The sequence below is a fragment of the Sulfitobacter sp. M05 genome, assembly GCF_029285175.1.
Lineage (GTDB): Bacteria > Pseudomonadota > Alphaproteobacteria > Rhodobacterales > Rhodobacteraceae > Sulfitobacter.
The window spans coordinates 779,505-794,775 of record NZ_JABEDH010000002.1; the positions used below are offsets into that span (position 1 = coordinate 779,505).

Sequence of the window (15,271 nt, forward strand, 5' to 3'; positions counted from 1 at the left end):
ATACCTTGGGAAACCACTATAAATCCGGCAAAAGATAAAGGTTTTTCCGCATGTCCGAGCAAACGCAAGCCCCAGAAGAATATGGTGCAGATTCCATCAAGGTTCTCAAAGGCTTAGAGGCCGTTCGTAAGCGTCCCGGCATGTACATCGGGGACACTGACGACGGGTCAGGCCTGCACCACATGGTGTATGAAGTTGTGGACAACGGCATCGACGAGGCGCTGGCCGGTCATGCGGATGCGGTGAATGTCACAATCCACGAAGATCACTCCGTTTCGGTTAGTGATAACGGGCGCGGGATTCCGGTTGGCATCCACGAGGAAGAAGGCGTTTCCGCTGCCGAAGTTATCATGACCCAGCTTCATGCAGGCGGCAAATTCGACAGCAACTCCTATAAGGTTTCCGGCGGTCTGCACGGCGTGGGCGTCTCAGTTGTAAACGCGCTTTCCGACTGGCTGGAGCTGCGCATCTGGCGCGACGGCAAAGAACACGTCGCACGCTTTGAGGGCGGGTTCACCACCGAGCATCTCAAGGTTGTCGGCCCCACAGACCGCAAGGGTACCGAAGTCCGCTTTATGGCATCGACCGAGACGTTTTCGAACCTCGAATACTCTTTCGAAACGCTGGAAAAGCGACTGCGCGAACTGGCGTTTCTGAACTCTGGTGTGCGGATCATTCTTACCGACGAACGCCCCGAAGAGCCCCTGCGCACAGAGCTGTTCTACGAGGGTGGCGTAAAGGAATTCGTAAAATACCTTGATCGCAACAAGACCTCGGTCATGCCGGAACCGATCTTTGTCACTGGCGAACGCGACGACATCGGTGTCGAAGTGGCAATGTGGTGGAACGACAGCTATCACGAAAACGTCCTGCCGTTTACAAACAACATCCCCCAGCGCGATGGCGGCACCCATATGGCGGGCTTTCGCGGGGCGTTGACGCGGACAATTAACAACTATGCACAATCCTCCGGCATCGCCAAAAAGGAAAAGGTAACCTTTACCGGTGATGACGCCCGCGAGGGGCTGACCTGCGTTCTCAGCGTCAAAGTGCCCGACCCCAAGTTCAGCTCGCAGACCAAGGACAAGCTGGTTTCCTCCGAGGTCCGTCCCGCGGTAGAAGGGTTGGTCAATGAAAAGCTGGCCGAGTGGTTCGAGGAGAACCCGAACGAAGCCCGCGTTGTTGTCAGCAAGATCATCGAGGCCGCCCATGCCCGGGAAGCGGCCCGCAAGGCGCGTGACCTGACCCGCCGCAAAACAGCGATGGATGTGAATTTCCTTGCCGGCAAGCTCAAGGATTGTTCGGAAAAAGACCCCTCCAAGACCGAAGTCTTTCTGGTGGAGGGGGATTCCGCTGGTGGTTCCGCACAGACAGGCCGTGACCGTCAAACTCAGGCAATCCTGCCACTGAAAGGTAAAATCCTTAATGTCGAACGCGCGCGGTTTGACCGCATGCTTGGTTCGCAGGAAATCGGTAACCTCGTTATGGCGCTGGGTACCGGGATCGGGCGCGACGAATTCAACATCGAGAAACTGCGCTATCATAAAATCGTTATCATGACCGACGCCGACGTCGACGGGGCGCATATTCGAACGCTGCTGCTCACCTTCTTCTTCCGGCAGATGCCGCAGCTGATCGAACAGGGGTACCTCTATATCGCCCAGCCGCCGCTCTACAAAGTGTCGCGCGGCAAATCAGAGGTTTACCTGAAAGATCAGGCAGAGATGGACGATTACTTGATCACCCAAGGCACCGAAGGCGCAATGCTGCGTCAGGGCAATGGTGAGGAAATTACCGGTGCAGATCTGGCCCGTGTGGTCGACAATGCCCGCCAGCTGCGCCGTGTTCTGGAAGCCTTTCCAACGCATTACCCGCGCCACATTCTGGAACAGGCCGCCATCGCCGGTGCCTTTGTACCCGGCGCAGTAGAGGTGGATTTGCAAGGCGTTGCGGATAAGGTTGCCAAACGTCTGAACCTGATCGCATTGGAGTACGAACAGGGCTGGCAGGGCCGCATCACACAGGATCACGGTATCAAACTGGCCCGCATTCTGCGCGGCGTCGAAGAGGTGCGCACGCTTGACGGCAAGATGCTACGCTCTGGCGAGGCGCGCAAATCCGGTACTTTCACCGAACATTTGCAGGACGTATATGAACTGCCGGCGACCTTGCTGCGCAAGGATCGGGCGCAGGTGATTAACGGCCCGATGGACCTGTTGGATGCCATTCTGGCCGAGGGTGAAAAAGGCCTGTCCCTGCAACGCTACAAAGGTCTGGGCGAAATGAACCCGGATCAGTTGTGGGAAACAACCCTTGATCCTGACGCCCGCACGTTGCTGCAAGTCAAGGTCGAGGACATGGCCGAAGCGGATGACCTGTTCACGAAATTGATGGGGGACGTGGTTGAGCCGCGCCGCGAATTCATCCAGCAAAACGCGCTGAACGTCGAAAATCTCGACTTCTGATCACGTGTAGGTTCGGGCATAACTTTGCATTCCGGCGGAAATACTTGAGGAACACCGGGCCATTGCAAGAGGTGGTCGCGGAAATTCAGGCCGGTCGATAAGGTGGATCGCATGACGAAAGAAGCGATCCAGAATGAAGAAACGCAAAAGCCATTCAGCAGAGTTTACAGCGTCCCGCCTTTAACCTGATCCACTAAACATCGCTTTTCGCGTTCGACCAAAGGGAGAGGCAGCGAACAAGCGATTCATGTTTAAGGCGGGACACTTTAGGTCTGCGGCAGCAACTCTTGTCGGCCCTGTGGCGTCAGGGTGAAACAGGTCGTCCCCTCAAACACTGCGGCGGTCATCGGGTTGCCTCTGCCTGCACCGCTGTCGAGGTTCACGCGGTTGCCGTAGTGCTGGGCCTTGTCGACGGGTGTGTGCCCATGCACGACCAGCTTCGGGTGCATCCGCTGATCGACGTGAAATTCCTTGCGGATCCACAACAGGTCTTCCTCGTCCTGATCGGCCAACGGCACACCGGGACGGATGCCCGCATGGGCAAAGAACAAAGCGTCGGTTTCATGGGACAGAACCGCGTCTTGCATGAATTTCACATGGGCCTCTGGGATAATGTCCCGGGCCATCTTATGCACTTCCAACATGCGTGACCTTTGCGTGAATTCGATCCCATAAGAGGCCAGCGTGGTATCCCCGCCCAAACGTGGGTGCAGCCATGTCAAATCTATCGACAGATAGGCTTCGTGCTGGGGATAATCCCGCATGAACCAGTGAAACATCCGGTCATGGTTTCCTTGCAGGAAGGTCCAGTTGCGCCCTTGCGCCTTCCCTTCAACCAACAGGTCCAACACAGCTTTGCTGTCTGGGCCGCGATCTGTGTAATCCCCGAGAAAAACGATTTCAGCATCGGGTCCGCCGTCAGCTTCGATCAGACCAAGCACCCGCTGCAAATCGGTCAACTGCCCGTGAATATCGCCCATAGTATAAATTGGTGTCGTCATATCGGGTGCCCCATAAAAAACGCCCGCCCCGGATCGGGGCGAGCGTTGTGTGTCTAACACCGCCTGCTGAGTCAGGCCACGTCGAATTGCAGCGGTTTGACCTGCGTGAACAGACCCGTCGCAACCAGCTTGTCAATCACCGGCGCCGGAACAACCTCATCGACATACAGGAGCGCAATCGCCTCGCCATTCGCGGCGGAGCGGCCAAGGGTAAAGTTCGCGATGTTCACACCGTTCTCGCCCATTGTCTGGCCCAATGTCCCGATGATGCCGGGCACGTCCTCGTTTGTGGTGTAAAGCATATGCGCACCGATTTCGGCGTCGATCTGGATGCCTTTGATCTGGATGAAGCGCGGCTTACCATCCGAGAACACGGTGCCAGCAACAGAGCGTTCACGTTTGTCTGTCACAACTGTTACTTTGACATAGCCGTCGAAAACGCCTGATTTGTCTTGGTTTGTGGTGCTGATCTGGATGCCCTTTTCGCGGGCGACCACGGGGGCGCTGACCATGTTCACGTCTGGATTTGCGCGCTTCATGATGCCTGCCACGACGCCACAGTTCAGCGCCTCTAGGTTCATCTCGGCGACAGTACCGTCATACAGGATATTGATGGCCTTGATCGGCTCGTCGGTCATTTGCCCGATGAAAGCGCCAAGGTGTCCGGCCAGATTAATCCATGGGGTCATGACCATGGCCTCTTCTGCGGTGACGGAAGGCATGTTCAATGCGTTGCTGACAGCACCGGTTAGCAGATAATCCGCCATTTGCTCGGCAACTTGCAGGGCAACGTTTTCCTGCGCTTCAGTTGTTGCAGCACCAAGGTGGGGCGTGCAGACAACGTTGGGCAGGTTGAACAGAGGGTTCTCGGTTGCAGGCTCTTCTTTGAAAACGTCAAACGCCGCACCGGCAACATGGCCGGACTTCAACATATCCGCCAGCGCCTCTTCGTCCACCAGACCGCCACGGGCACAGTTGATGATCCGCACGCCTTTCTTGGTTTTCGCAAGGTTTTCACGGCTGAGGATATTTGCCGTCTGTTCGGTGAAGGGCACGTGCAGGGTGATGAAATCAGCACGCGTCAGCAGCTCTTCCAGTTCGACCTTTTCAACGCCCATTTTCTGGGCCTTTTCTTCGCCCAGGAAGGGATCATAGGCCACAACCTTCATCTTGAGGCCAGGGGCGCGGTCGCACACGATGCCCCCAATGTTGCCCGCCCCGATGACGCCCAATGTCTTGCCGGTCAGCTCCACACCCATGAACTTGGATTTTTCCCATTTGCCAGCGTGGGTTGATTCAGAAGCTTCGGGAATCTGGCGTGCAACTGCAAACATCATCGCAATGGCGTGTTCAGCTGTAGTGATCATGTTGCCGAAGGGCGTGTTCATGACGATCACCCCCTTTTTCGACGCCGCGTCTTTGTCGATATTGTCGGTGCCGATCCCCGCCCGACCGATAACCTTGAGGTTCGGCGCATTGGCGAGGATCTTTTCCGTTACCTTGGTTGCAGAGCGGATCGCGAGACCGTCATAGTTGCCGATAACTTCGGCAAGCTTGTCTTTGTCCTTGCCCAGGTCAGGCTGGAAATCGACGTCGATGCCACGGTCACGGAAAATCTGAACCGCTGCTTCGCTGAGTTTGTCAGAGATAAGTACTTTGGGGGCCATGTTGTTGGTCCTTCATAAAACTGGGGGGTGGACGGGGAAAACCCCGCCCTACGGTATCGGTGACGGGCGGGAGGGACCCCGCCGTCGTTTATGCGTTGATTTCGGACTCGAAGGCCCAGGCAAGCCAAGGCAGCATCGCCGCAACATCGGCGGTTTCAACCGTCCCGCCACACCAGATCCGCAGGCCCGGAGGGGCGTCGCGGTAGGCACCGATATCAAGCGCGACATTTTCATCCGCCAGACGTTTTGCCACCGCTTTTGCAAATGCGGCACCATCGGTGATCCGTGGATCGGTGAACTTGAGACAAACCGAAGTGTTTGAGCGCGTCGCGGGATCAACGGCAAGGAAATCGACCCAGTCATTGGCTGCAACAAAATCGGCAACGGCCTGCGCATTGGCGTCGGCCCGTGCGATCAGCCCTTGCAAACCGCCAACAGATTTCGCCCATTTCAATGCGTTCAGATAATCCTCAACACAAAGCATCGACGGGGTGTTGATCGTCTCACCCTTAAAGATGCCTTCGTTCAGCTTGCCGCCTTTGGTCATGCGGAAAATCTTGGGCAGGGGCCATGCGGGAGTATAGTTTTCCAACCGTTCAACCGCACGGGGGGACAGGATCAACATGCCATGCGCCGCCTCACCGCCCAGCACTTTCTGCCAGGAGAACGTCGTCACATCCAGTTTGTCCCATGGCAAATCCATAGCAAAAGCAGCGGATGTTGCATCACAAAGCGTCAACCCGTCGCGGTCTGCCGGAATTGCATCGCCATTCGCCATGCGCACGCCGGATGTTGTACCGTTCCATGTGAAACATACATCATTGTCGTAGTTCAACGCGGACATTTCGACGATCTCGCCATACTCCGCTGTGTGGGTGGTCGCCTCGATCTTGAGCTGTTTAACCACATCCGTCACCCAGCCGGCACCAAATGATTCCCATGCAACCATCTGCACAGGGCGTTCACCCAACATGCTCCACATTGCCATTTCAAAGGCACCGGTGTCAGAAGCCGGCACAATACCGATACGGTAATCGGCAGGCACGCCCAGAATTTCACGGGTGGTTTCGATCGCTTCCAGCAGTTTGGATTTGCCAACAGCTGCGCGGTGGCTGCGGCCCAAAGGCGCGTCAGACAAAGCGGTCAGATCAAAAACGGGGGGTTTGGCGCAAGGGCCAGAAGAAAAACGCGGATTGGTCGGTCGCGTGACCGGTAGTTCAATAGCCATTGATGCTATCCTCTCAGATATGCGCCCTTCGTTGGGGAAGGGTGTCCCACTGACGCGTTTAAGGGGCGTCGCGGGCTGGCACAATCGCAAAAACGGGGCTAGACCGCCGCTTGATCGCTTTTTAACGACATTCCTGACGCGGATCGGAAACTTTGACATGTTTACAGTTGTTTTGCTGACCTCCCCGGAAACAGGCGGGCTTGAGCCGTCGCTGGTTGAAAGCCTGCGCAATGCATGGGGCGGGGCGAGCGCCTTTTGGCTGGCCCCTGACGAGGCAGCGGAATTTGTGATCCCTCAAATGCCAGCTAATCTCTGGGAGGTCTGGGAAAGCTGTCAGGCAATGCAGGTGGACCTGGTGGTTGTGCCAACCGACACACGGCGCAAAAAAATGCTGCTGGCCGATATGGACAGTACGATGATCCAGCAGGAATGCATCGACGAACTGGCCGACGAGGCTGGTGTCGGCGCAAGGGTCAAGGACATCACGGCGCGTGCGATGAATGGCGAGCTGGACTTTGACGGGGCTCTGCGTGAACGGGTCGGGCTGTTGAAAGGGTTGGATGCCGCGGTAATTGATAAGGTGTTGGCTGAGCGGATCACCTTGATGCCCGGCGGCAAGGCCCTGTTGGCCACGATGAAGGCAAATGTTGGCCACGCCGCACTGGTTTCGGGTGGGTTCACGGCCTTTACGGCCAAAGTTGCCGCAGAGCTGGGGTTTGACGAAAACCGCGCCAACACATTGTTGATCCAAGAGGGGCTTCTAACGGGGGAGGTGGGGCTGCCGATCCTTGGCAAACAAGCCAAAGTCGACGCCTTGGAAGAGATCACTGCGCGTTTGGGGATAGCAGAAGAAGACGTCATTGCGGTTGGTGACGGGGCAAATGATCTGGGGATGCTGACGCGTGCTGGATTGGGTGTTGCGCTGCATGCGAAGCCATCGGTCGCGGCACAGTGCAATGTGCGGGTGAATTTTGGCGACCTGACCGCGCTGCTTTATGTTCAGGGTTACGCACGGGTCGACTTTGCCGCGTGATCGGTTGCCTTTCCAGGGAGGGGCGGATCATGCGCCCCGCCTTGTGAGGAATTAGGGTCAGGGCCCTAAGGTGCCGCCGTTGGTCGTCGTCAGATAAGACCTGCTGCCGGTTTCAGAATGCCCGTTTCGATGCCGCGCCAGTTCTTGATGGGTGCGTTCAGGCGTTTCAGCGTTGCAGGGTGATTGGCGTCAAGAACGCCCAGCCTGACCAAGAGTGCCGCAATTGCACATTCGGCTGCGCGCGTTGTGCCGCAGGCCGCTTTTAAGGCAATGCCCAGTTTTTGCTCTGGCAGGATCGCGATAAAGAACCCCTCTGCGCCGGTTTTCAACGCAACTTTACCGTCCATCGCGCGCATTAACTCTGTGCAGGCGCGGGTCTCGCCGGCGACCAGTTCCGGGTGCAGACGCATCGCCTGATGCAAACGTGCTTCGGCTGATCCTTCGGGGGCGGCGGCGAAATGCGCCATGGCGCGGGCCATACCGTGCAAGGTGCAGGCGAAATTCGGGGCGGAGCAGCCGTCGATCCCGTACCCCGGCGAGGTTTCCTGCGTGACGTTTTCAAACGCTTCAAGGCAGGCCCGTTGCAGCGGGTGATCCGGCGCGACATAGTCAGGGCCGGCCTTGAGATGTTGGGTCAGTGTCAGAAAACCTGCATGTTTTCCCGAGCAATTGTTGTGTATCTGGCAGGGCGTTTTGCCTGCGCGGATCAGTTCTTCACGCGCGTCCTTGTCAGATGGGTCTTGCGGGCCGCAGCGGAAATCATCGTCAGACAGGCCCAGTGTTTTCAACCATGTCCCAACGCGATCGGTGTGGATCGCAGCCCCTTGATGCGAGGCGCAAGACAGGGCCAGTTGCTCTGTTGTCAGCCCATATTCGTCAGCCGCGCCTGAAGTGATCAGCGGTAGGGCCTGTATCATTTTGGAGGAGGACCGCGGCAGGACCACCCGAGTTGGATCACCCCAGGCCTGCACAATTTCACCGCTTGCATCACAGATCACGGCATGGCCAGAGTGAACGCTTTCAAGGAAAGGTCCGCGCCAAACTTCGGTAAAGGGGGCCGCCTGTGTCATATTTCACCTTCAAATTAAGCGAAATCCTGCCAATCAGGGTTTCGTCTGTCGCCTGTTTCGCATTAATATGCTCTTTGTCGAAAAGATAACAGGCACTTGAAGAAAGAGCGATGCGCAAAGCACCGCCAATAGGGCTTGGTCGGTATTGAGGTTTAGGACAGCTTGGAGGCTGGACAAATGGGAATGATTAAGAGAATCGGGTGCGCGGTTGGATTGGCGGCTGTGTTGGCGACGGCTGCATCCGCACAACAGCAAAGCACAAACCGTGTGGCTGCGAAAACCGACTGGAGCGTCTTTGTCGAAGACAATCCGACAGAGTGTTGGGGCGTCTCGACCCCGAAAGAAACGGTTAACTCCCGTGATGGTCGTGTTGTGGCGGTGAATCGCGGACAAACTCTTTTGATGGTGTTCTATCGTCCCTCCGCAGGTGCCAAAGGGCAGGTGGCCTTTACTGGCGGATATCCTTTTGCATCTGGATCAACGGTCAAAATGGAAATCTCGGGCAACACATTTGAGCTTTTTACCGAAGGCGAGTGGGCGTGGCCTGCGACCACGGATGACGACAGCAAGATCATCACGTCGATGAAGCGCGGAGCAAATGCGGTATTGTCTGGCCAATCCGGGCGCGGGACCAAAACCAAAGATACATTTTCACTGTTGGGCTTTACCGCAGCTGTTGAAGACGCGGCCAAACGCTGCGGCGGGTGATGGCGCGCGGGGTGGGCCTTGTGCCCATCTGTCGGGCGGCTGATATCGGATGGTGCGTTTGATGTGGCGGCGGGATTGAGTTTATTGGCAAGATGAAGCCGAGGCCTGCGCGCCACAGGGTCGGCTTGGTCTTTTGCAAATGCCGCGCACTCCTATATAGCAGGCACATCCTTATAAATTGAGTCGCCCCCATGTCTGCCACAGCACCGATTACCCAAGATGTTCATACTATGCCGCGCAAGCTGCCGGAGGGGCCGCAGAACCTGATCGGTTTGACGCGTGAGGCGATGCGCGATGCGTTGATTGCCCACGGTACACCGGAAAAGCAGGCCAAGATGCGGGTCGGACAAATCTGGCAATGGATTTACGGCTGGGGCGTGCGTGATTTTGCCGAAATGACCAACCTGTCCAAGGCGTTCCGGGCAGAATTGGCCGAGAATTTTGTTATCGAGATTCCCGAGGTGGTAACCCGTCAGGTGTCCGAGGATGGCACGCGCAAATATCTGGTGCGGATTGCGGGCGGTCATGAGGTTGAGATTGTTTACATTCCCGAGGAGGGCCGCGGCACCCTATGTGTGTCGTCGCAGGTTGGCTGTACTCTGACCTGTTCATTCTGCCATACCGGCACACAAAAGCTGGTGCGCAATCTGACCGCCGGGGAAATCATCGGGCAGGTTCTGGTCGCGCGTGACGATCTGGGGGAATGGCCTGAAATTGGGGCGAAACATGTCGAAGGGCGCTTGTTGTCCAACATCGTGCTGATGGGCATGGGCGAACCTTTGTATAACTTTGAAAACGTGCGTGATGCGATGAAGATCGCGATGGACCCCGAAGGGATCCAGCTTTCGCGACGCCGGATTACCCTGTCGACCTCGGGTGTCGTGCCGGAGATTGCCCGCACCGCTGAGGAAATCGGCTGTCAGTTGGCAATTTCGTTTCACGCGACCACCGACGAGGTGCGTGACAAGCTGGTGCCGATCAACAAAAAGTGGAACCTTGAGGTCTTGCTGGAGGCCTTGCGTGCCTATCCCAAAGTCTCGAACTCGGAGCGGATCACTTTTGAATATGTCATGCTACACGGGGTGAACGACAGTGACGAGGATGCCCATCGTCTGGTCGAATTGATCAAGGGTATCCCAGCTAAGATCAACCTGATCCCGTTTAATGAATGGCCCGGCGCGCCCTACAAACGATCTTCGAACAACCGAATTCGTGCGTTTTCCGAGATTATCTATAACGCCGGCTATGCCTCGCCGGTGCGCAAACCGCGGGGCGAGGACATCATGGCGGCCTGTGGGCAGTTGAAATCCGCTACCGAGCGGTCTCGCAAGTCCCGCAAGCAGATCGCGGCGGAGGCGGGCCTTTCTGATAGCGTTTCGAGTAAAGTTTGACTCCCTTGTTCGCTGCCTCCCCCCTTGGTCGAACGCGAAAAGGGATGTGTGATGCCTGAAATTAGATTCGAAAAGCTTTAAGTGGCAGACTGGTGCTTTTCCGTGCCTTTGTCTGGGGGTGGGGCCTTGTGGATGATGCCCTGTCCGACTGCCGACCGTCTGGCCGCGCTGCGCAAGAACGGTGTCGACACGGTGCTGTCGATGTTGCCCCCTGCCGAGGCGGCGGCGCTGGGCATGGCAGAGGAAGCGGGCATCTGTGCGGCGCTTGGCATGTCCTTCCTGTCACACCCTATTCCTGATTTTGGTCTTCCTGATGGGGCCGATTTCGACGATTTGATTGCAGAGCTGTGCGCCAGCCTTGCAGCGGGGCGGTCCATTGTCGTGCATTGCCGCGCCGGAATCGGGCGGACAGGGATGGCCGTTGCATGCACCCTGGTCGGGCAGGGCCAAAGTGGCGCGGATGCCATTCGGATTGTCAGCGCTGCCAGAGGTGTTTCAATCCCCGATACAGTCGAACAAGGCGATTTTATCATTTCTTTCGCGCAGAGGGCAAATCGTGATGTTGGCTCAAGGAACTGATTTAAAAGAGGTTTCGCCGGATTCAACGTAAGGGAAGCTGACGGGCGCCTCCCTGAAATGACCCATGTTCCGCCGCAATCCGGGGCAAATCTTGCCTTGGTTGGTCTGCAGATTGTTTCCATTACAATAGGCAATCAGGAATAAACCAATGTCCATTATGTACAACAAAGACCCTTTCATCACTGCGCAGGTTATCGACCTTGTTCTGCGCGAGCGCGACTGTTCCTTGTCAGCACGCGAATGGAAGCACCGCCTCGCCGGATATGGCTATGCCATTAAAGACACCGATCATGGTCAGATCGTTGAAACCCTGCCGCATCACGTTGAAGTTGGTGTCTTGCCCGCAGAAGCCAGCGCCTGAAGCAGACCCTTGCTGGGTCTGCCTACCTGCCGGGAATACTGTCCCGCGTGGTTGCCGGCTCCCAGTTCTCGATCAACGCCATCGCTTCCTGCGCGGTTTCGACAAATCTGAAGAGATCCAGATCTTCGGCTGAAATGGTGCCAGCATCAGCCAGGGCATCCCAGTTGATAATTTTCTGCCAGAATTCCTTGCCGAACAGCAGGAAAGGCACCCGTTGCATACGGCCTGTTTGGATCAATGTCAGGGCCTCGAACAATTCATCCATGGTACCAAAACCACCTGGGAACACGCAGATCGCCTTTGCCCGCATCAGGAAATGCATCTTGCGGATGGCAAAGTAGTGAAAGTTGAAACACAGCTCTGGCGTGACATATTCGTTTGGTGCCTGCTCGAACGGTAGCACGATGTTCAAACCGATGGACCGTCCACCGGCGTCAATTGCGCCACGGTTGCCCGCCTCCATCACGCCCGGTCCGCCGCCTGTAACGATGACGTCTTCGGTGCCACCGCCCGCCATGGATTTTAACGTCATCAACCGGGCGAATTCGCGGGTCTCGTCATAGAATTTCGACAGCTCTGCCAGCGTTTCGGTGCGTGCGCTGTCTTTTTTGGCGGGTTCCGGGATACGTGCGCCACCAAAAAGAACGATGGTCGATGTGATGCCTTCGGCGTCCAGCATCAACTCCGGCTTTAACAGTTCAAGCTGAAGCCGCACGGGGCGCAATTCATCGCGGCACATAAAATCATTGTCGGTAAACGCCAGTTGATAGGCCGGTGCGCGTGTTTGTGGTGTGCTTGGTGCTGCTTGGGCGGCCGTGCGATCCGAATGTGCATCACGCAAGGGATGGCTGCGTTGGTCGTCTCTCATGAAAGTCTCCGAAAATGGCTCTGCGTCAGGGTGGCTTGCTTGGGGCCGACTTGCAAGACGAAGCGGGCAGTGGATCAAATAACGTTGAACGATTGCGCTGATGCATGGCGAACGATAAAGCGGTGGAAAGTTATTCATCAGGAGTTACCGCCATGTCCAACGCCCAACTTGAGACCGCCATCGAAGCCGCATGGGACGCCCGTGACCAGATCACCTCGGCCACAACCGGCGAAACCCGCGAGGCGATCGAGGATACGTTGAATGCATTGGACAGCGGATCATTGCGGGTTGCGGAAAAACAGGATGACGGCAGCTGGCATGTGAACCAATGGGCCAAGAAGGCGGTGCTTCTGGGCTTCCGGATCAAGGACATGGAACATCAGGAAGGTGGGCCGCAGGGTGCCGGCTGGTGGGATAAGGTCGATTCCAAGTTCAAAGGCTGGGGCGATGTGCAGTGGAAAGAGGCAGGTTTCCGTGCTGTTCCAAACTGTGTGGTACGTAAATCCGCCTATATCGCACCGGGCGTGGTGCTGATGCCATCCTTTGTGAACATTGGTGCCCATGTCGACAGCGGCACGATGGTTGATACCTGGGCAACAGTCGGATCCTGCGCACAGATCGGCAAGAACGTGCATTTGTCCGGCGGTGTTGGCATTGGCGGTGTGTTGGAACCGATGCAGGCCGGTCCGACAATTATCGAGGACAATTGTTTTATCGGTGCGCGTTCTGAGGTGGTCGAAGGCTGTATCGTACGCGAAGGGTCCGTTTTGGGCATGGGCGTCTTTATCGGCCAGTCGACCAAAATTCTGGACCGCGAAACCGGTGAAGTCATGTATGGTGAAGTACCATCCGGTTCGGTTGTGGTCGCAGGTTCGATGCCGTCGAAAAACGGCGTAAACCTCTACTGCGCGGTGATCGTAAAACGCGTGGACGAAAAGACACGTTCAAAGACCTCCATCAACGAACTGCTGCGCGACTGATAGGCCGCGAGGGAACCAAACAGGGCCTGTCAGAGTTTTCCTTCTAAATTGAATTAGGAGAATGGAATGACAGGTCTTGGATGGTTCGCGGCGCTGATCGTAGGGGGCCTTGCGGGTTGGATCGCTGAAAAGATCATGAACCGCGACCACGGGTTATTGTTGAACGTCTTTATGGGGATTGTCGGCGCAATGCTGTTCAATGCGATCCTCGGGCTGATCTTTGGTTCTTCGCTCGGCGGCTGGATCGGCCAGCTGTTTGCAGGTGTCGTCGGTGCATGTGTGCTGATTGCCGGGATCCACGCCTTTCGCGGACGGTCCTGATCCGAGGCTTTTCAATCACGACAGATCACGCTAGGGCTGCTTTTCAAGTGAAAAAGGTGGCCCTTGTTATGTCCGATCCTCAGAAAACCAGTAAAAAGTCACGCCAACAGGTTTTCACGCTGGTGGTCCAAATTGGCCGCAAAGACGGGGACGGCTTGCCGGACAAGGCCACTGGTGCCGCGCTTATGTGCTTTGCCTCTGGTGTCGATGAGGCCGAGGCCGTGCGCGAGACCGTTGCCATTCTTAAACAGGCAGATACCAACCCGCTGGACGTCACCGGTTACGGGACGCTTGCGGAACGCGAGACCGAGGGCCACGAGATTGACGCAGAAGAACGCGCGCTGATGCAGCGGGCACTGGATGAGAACTCGGTGATCATCGCACAGATGACGCCGTTTTTCGATGAGAGCGCCCAGCCTTAAACATGAATCGCTTTCGCGGCCGCTCCCTTTGGGCGAACGCGAAAAGCGATATATGATGGCTTAGGTTATAGGCGGGACGCTTTAAGCCGCGCGCCGGCGCGCCAGATGGATCGCGTCGTACCAGCGCAAGACATGATGTGCAGGACGCGGGTGTTCAGGCAGATGCGAACGGTCAAAGCTGTGCAGTAGACTGCCTTGCAGGTGGTGCGCGCGCCGGCGAATGCGCCCGATATAGATGCTTTCGACACAGGTGCCCGCCGCCAGCAGGGTTTCGTGGCTGGGCAAGAGGAGCTGGCCATAGGTGATGATCGGCCCACAGGGTTCGGTCAATGCGGCAAAACCGTTCACCAGATGGCGGGCCGGAACCAGCACCGCCTCCTGGCTGAACAGATATTCCACTTCCGGCCCGTCGATGATCAAGCGTTGATCCGGGGCCACGATGATATCCTGTTGCAAACCAAAGTACGGCGCGCGCAGCCGGATCGGGCGGAAACTGCCCCGTGCCGGCACCGTGCGGCGCAGACGTTGCAGTACTGGGACAACGCCATCGTCGCGGGTGAGTACGGTATCGCCGCGCTGAATATCGCTGGCCGGCTTGTACCCCCAAGGCGTGGCCAAGGGTGTGGCAGGCAGTAAGGTGGGGGTCGGGCCGATAGGCTCGATCTGGTCCGACAGTGCGGCAAAGATCATATCAGAGGCGAATGTCTGGTCGTTGCGGCCCAGCATCAAGTCGCGGATGTCATCAAGCGACAAGGCGCGAGGGTTTTCGACCGGCACGCTTGTGATGTCGGTTTCCTCAGGCATTTCCAGTGTCATCCGGCCCCAGTTAACTGCAGTGTCCCAAGAATAGGTGATGCGTACCACATCTGTGCGTCCAGCCTCGGTGTGCTGGATGGCGGCGTGTGAAATTTCGTTGTTCTGAACCTGAACCATGGCGATGCCGCCGCCCGGGATCGCTTGGAATGTCAGGCTGCGCAGGGATGGAAAGGTTGTCTTATAGCCAAACAAAACCTGTGGACGCCCGTCTGCCGACAAGCGTGTTTCGAACATGATGCTGCCGCGGGTTAACAAGGTGTTCGGGTTGTCCGCGAGTTGCGGTGTGTCTTTCTTGTCCGTGCCCAGTCCCCGCAGGGACAGGCGTCGGTCCTGATGATCGCATAATGCCAACCACGTCATA

At 56.9% G+C, this 15,271-nt stretch carries 15 protein-coding genes; 9 read left to right on the plus strand and 6 right to left on the minus strand.

What is annotated here, in order from left to right; all coding sequences use genetic code 11:
- Positions 1-50 precede the first annotated feature (50 nt).
- Complete coding sequence (gene gyrB / locus HKX44_RS11940; protein WP_276151550.1) at positions 51-2,465, plus strand: DNA topoisomerase (ATP-hydrolyzing) subunit B; 2,415 nt, start codon at positions 51-53, stop codon at positions 2,463-2,465.
- Between the two features lie 266 nt (positions 2,466-2,731).
- Here gyrB and HKX44_RS11945 read toward each other — a convergent pair whose 3' ends face one another.
- The 3 genes from HKX44_RS11945 to HKX44_RS11955 form a co-directional block, all read right to left on the minus strand.
- Positions 2,732-3,466, minus strand: coding sequence for a metallophosphoesterase family protein (locus HKX44_RS11945; protein WP_276151551.1), 735 nt, complete (start codon positions 3,464-3,466; stop codon positions 2,732-2,734).
- A gap of 71 nt (positions 3,467-3,537) precedes the next feature.
- Positions 3,538-5,133 (minus strand): phosphoglycerate dehydrogenase, encoded by a 1,596-nt coding sequence (gene serA, locus HKX44_RS11950; protein ID WP_276151552.1) that lies wholly within the window; start codon positions 5,131-5,133, stop codon positions 3,538-3,540.
- Positions 5,134-5,221: 88 nt separating this feature from the next.
- Positions 5,222-6,361: a phosphoserine transaminase gene (locus HKX44_RS11955; RefSeq protein WP_276151553.1), complete on the minus strand. Its 1,140-nt coding sequence runs from the start codon at positions 6,359-6,361 to the stop codon at positions 5,222-5,224.
- Positions 6,362-6,518: 157 nt separating this feature from the next.
- Here HKX44_RS11955 and serB point away from each other — a divergent pair, with 157 nt between their 5' ends.
- Complete coding sequence (gene serB / locus HKX44_RS11960; RefSeq protein ID WP_276151554.1) at positions 6,519-7,394, plus strand: phosphoserine phosphatase SerB; 876 nt, start codon at positions 6,519-6,521, stop codon at positions 7,392-7,394.
- A gap of 89 nt (positions 7,395-7,483) precedes the next feature.
- Here serB and HKX44_RS11965 read toward each other — a convergent pair whose 3' ends face one another.
- Complete coding sequence (locus HKX44_RS11965; RefSeq protein ID WP_276151555.1) at positions 7,484-8,464, minus strand: asparaginase; 981 nt, start codon at positions 8,462-8,464, stop codon at positions 7,484-7,486.
- 183 nt (positions 8,465-8,647) lie between these two features.
- Here HKX44_RS11965 and HKX44_RS11970 point away from each other — a divergent pair, with 183 nt between their 5' ends.
- The 4 genes from HKX44_RS11970 to HKX44_RS11985 all read left to right on the plus strand — a co-directional run bounded on the left by HKX44_RS11970 (position 8,648) and on the right by HKX44_RS11985 (position 11,503).
- Entirely contained in the window at positions 8,648-9,172 is a 525-nt protein-coding gene (locus tag HKX44_RS11970; RefSeq protein WP_276151556.1) for an invasion associated locus B family protein, read from the plus strand.
- A gap of 191 nt (positions 9,173-9,363) precedes the next feature.
- A complete protein-coding gene (rlmN, locus tag HKX44_RS11975) occupies positions 9,364-10,563 on the plus strand; it encodes a 23S rRNA (adenine(2503)-C(2))-methyltransferase RlmN (protein WP_276151557.1) in 1,200 nt (399 codons plus the stop codon).
- Between the two features lie 132 nt (positions 10,564-10,695).
- Positions 10,696-11,142, plus strand: coding sequence for a protein-tyrosine phosphatase family protein (locus HKX44_RS11980; RefSeq protein WP_276151558.1), 447 nt, complete (start codon positions 10,696-10,698; stop codon positions 11,140-11,142).
- Between the two features lie 148 nt (positions 11,143-11,290).
- Complete coding sequence (locus HKX44_RS11985) at positions 11,291-11,503, plus strand: hypothetical protein (protein ID WP_276151559.1); 213 nt, start codon at positions 11,291-11,293, stop codon at positions 11,501-11,503.
- A gap of 22 nt (positions 11,504-11,525) precedes the next feature.
- On the opposite strand, the gene HKX44_RS11990 is transcribed toward HKX44_RS11985, so the two are convergent.
- A complete protein-coding gene (locus HKX44_RS11990) occupies positions 11,526-12,371 on the minus strand; it encodes a TIGR00730 family Rossman fold protein (RefSeq protein WP_276151560.1) in 846 nt (281 codons plus the stop codon).
- A 152-nt stretch (positions 12,372-12,523) separates the two neighbouring features.
- Here HKX44_RS11990 and dapD point away from each other — a divergent pair, with 152 nt between their 5' ends.
- From dapD to HKX44_RS12005, 3 genes are all read left to right on the plus strand, one after another.
- Positions 12,524-13,351 carry a 2,3,4,5-tetrahydropyridine-2,6-dicarboxylate N-succinyltransferase gene (gene dapD / locus HKX44_RS11995; RefSeq protein WP_276151561.1) on the plus strand — a complete coding sequence of 276 codons (828 nt, stop codon included), beginning with the start codon at positions 12,524-12,526 and terminating at the stop codon, positions 13,349-13,351.
- A 66-nt stretch (positions 13,352-13,417) separates the two neighbouring features.
- Positions 13,418-13,672, plus strand: a complete 255-nt coding sequence (locus HKX44_RS12000; protein WP_276151562.1) for a GlsB/YeaQ/YmgE family stress response membrane protein — start codon at positions 13,418-13,420, stop codon at positions 13,670-13,672.
- Positions 13,673-13,740: 68 nt separating this feature from the next.
- A complete protein-coding gene (locus tag HKX44_RS12005; RefSeq protein WP_276151563.1) occupies positions 13,741-14,094 on the plus strand; it encodes a hypothetical protein in 354 nt (117 codons plus the stop codon).
- An 81-nt stretch (positions 14,095-14,175) separates the two neighbouring features.
- Here the strand turns inward: HKX44_RS12005 and HKX44_RS12010 are convergent, their stop codons facing one another.
- The gene (locus HKX44_RS12010; RefSeq protein WP_276151564.1) at positions 14,176-15,270 is read right to left on the minus strand and encodes a Hint domain-containing protein; all 1,095 of its coding nucleotides are present in this window, start codon (positions 15,268-15,270) and stop codon (positions 14,176-14,178) included.
- Between the last annotated feature and the right edge of the window lies 1 nt (position 15,271).

Excerpts from the sequence above, each read along its gene's own strand:
- rlmN (WP_276151557.1), top strand. The coding sequence starts at position 9,364 with ATGTCTGCCACAGCACCGATTACCCAAGATGTTCATACTATGCCGCGC.
- HKX44_RS11990 (WP_276151560.1), bottom strand. The coding sequence starts at position 12,371 with ATGAGAGACGACCAACGCAGCCATCCCTTGCGTGATGCACATTCGGAT.
- HKX44_RS11955 (WP_276151553.1), bottom strand. The coding sequence starts at position 6,361 with ATGGCTATTGAACTACCGGTCACGCGACCGACCAATCCGCGTTTTTCT.
- HKX44_RS12000 (WP_276151562.1), top strand. The coding sequence starts at position 13,418 with ATGACAGGTCTTGGATGGTTCGCGGCGCTGATCGTAGGGGGCCTTGCG.
- HKX44_RS11965 (WP_276151555.1), bottom strand. The coding sequence starts at position 8,464 with ATGACACAGGCGGCCCCCTTTACCGAAGTTTGGCGCGGACCTTTCCTT.
- HKX44_RS12010 (WP_276151564.1), bottom strand. The coding sequence starts at position 15,270 with ATGACGTGGTTGGCATTATGCGATCATCAGGACCGACGCCTGTCCCTG.
- HKX44_RS12005 (WP_276151563.1), top strand. The coding sequence starts at position 13,741 with ATGTCCGATCCTCAGAAAACCAGTAAAAAGTCACGCCAACAGGTTTTC.
- serA (WP_276151552.1), bottom strand. The coding sequence starts at position 5,133 with ATGGCCCCCAAAGTACTTATCTCTGACAAACTCAGCGAAGCAGCGGTT.
- HKX44_RS11945 (WP_276151551.1), bottom strand. The coding sequence starts at position 3,466 with ATGACGACACCAATTTATACTATGGGCGATATTCACGGGCAGTTGACC.
- HKX44_RS11970 (WP_276151556.1), top strand. The coding sequence starts at position 8,648 with ATGATTAAGAGAATCGGGTGCGCGGTTGGATTGGCGGCTGTGTTGGCG.
- HKX44_RS11980 (WP_276151558.1), top strand. The coding sequence starts at position 10,696 with ATGATGCCCTGTCCGACTGCCGACCGTCTGGCCGCGCTGCGCAAGAAC.
- gyrB (WP_276151550.1), top strand. The coding sequence starts at position 51 with ATGTCCGAGCAAACGCAAGCCCCAGAAGAATATGGTGCAGATTCCATC.
- dapD (WP_276151561.1), top strand. The coding sequence starts at position 12,524 with ATGTCCAACGCCCAACTTGAGACCGCCATCGAAGCCGCATGGGACGCC.
- serB (WP_276151554.1), top strand. The coding sequence starts at position 6,519 with ATGTTTACAGTTGTTTTGCTGACCTCCCCGGAAACAGGCGGGCTTGAG.
- HKX44_RS11985 (WP_276151559.1), top strand. The coding sequence starts at position 11,291 with ATGTCCATTATGTACAACAAAGACCCTTTCATCACTGCGCAGGTTATC.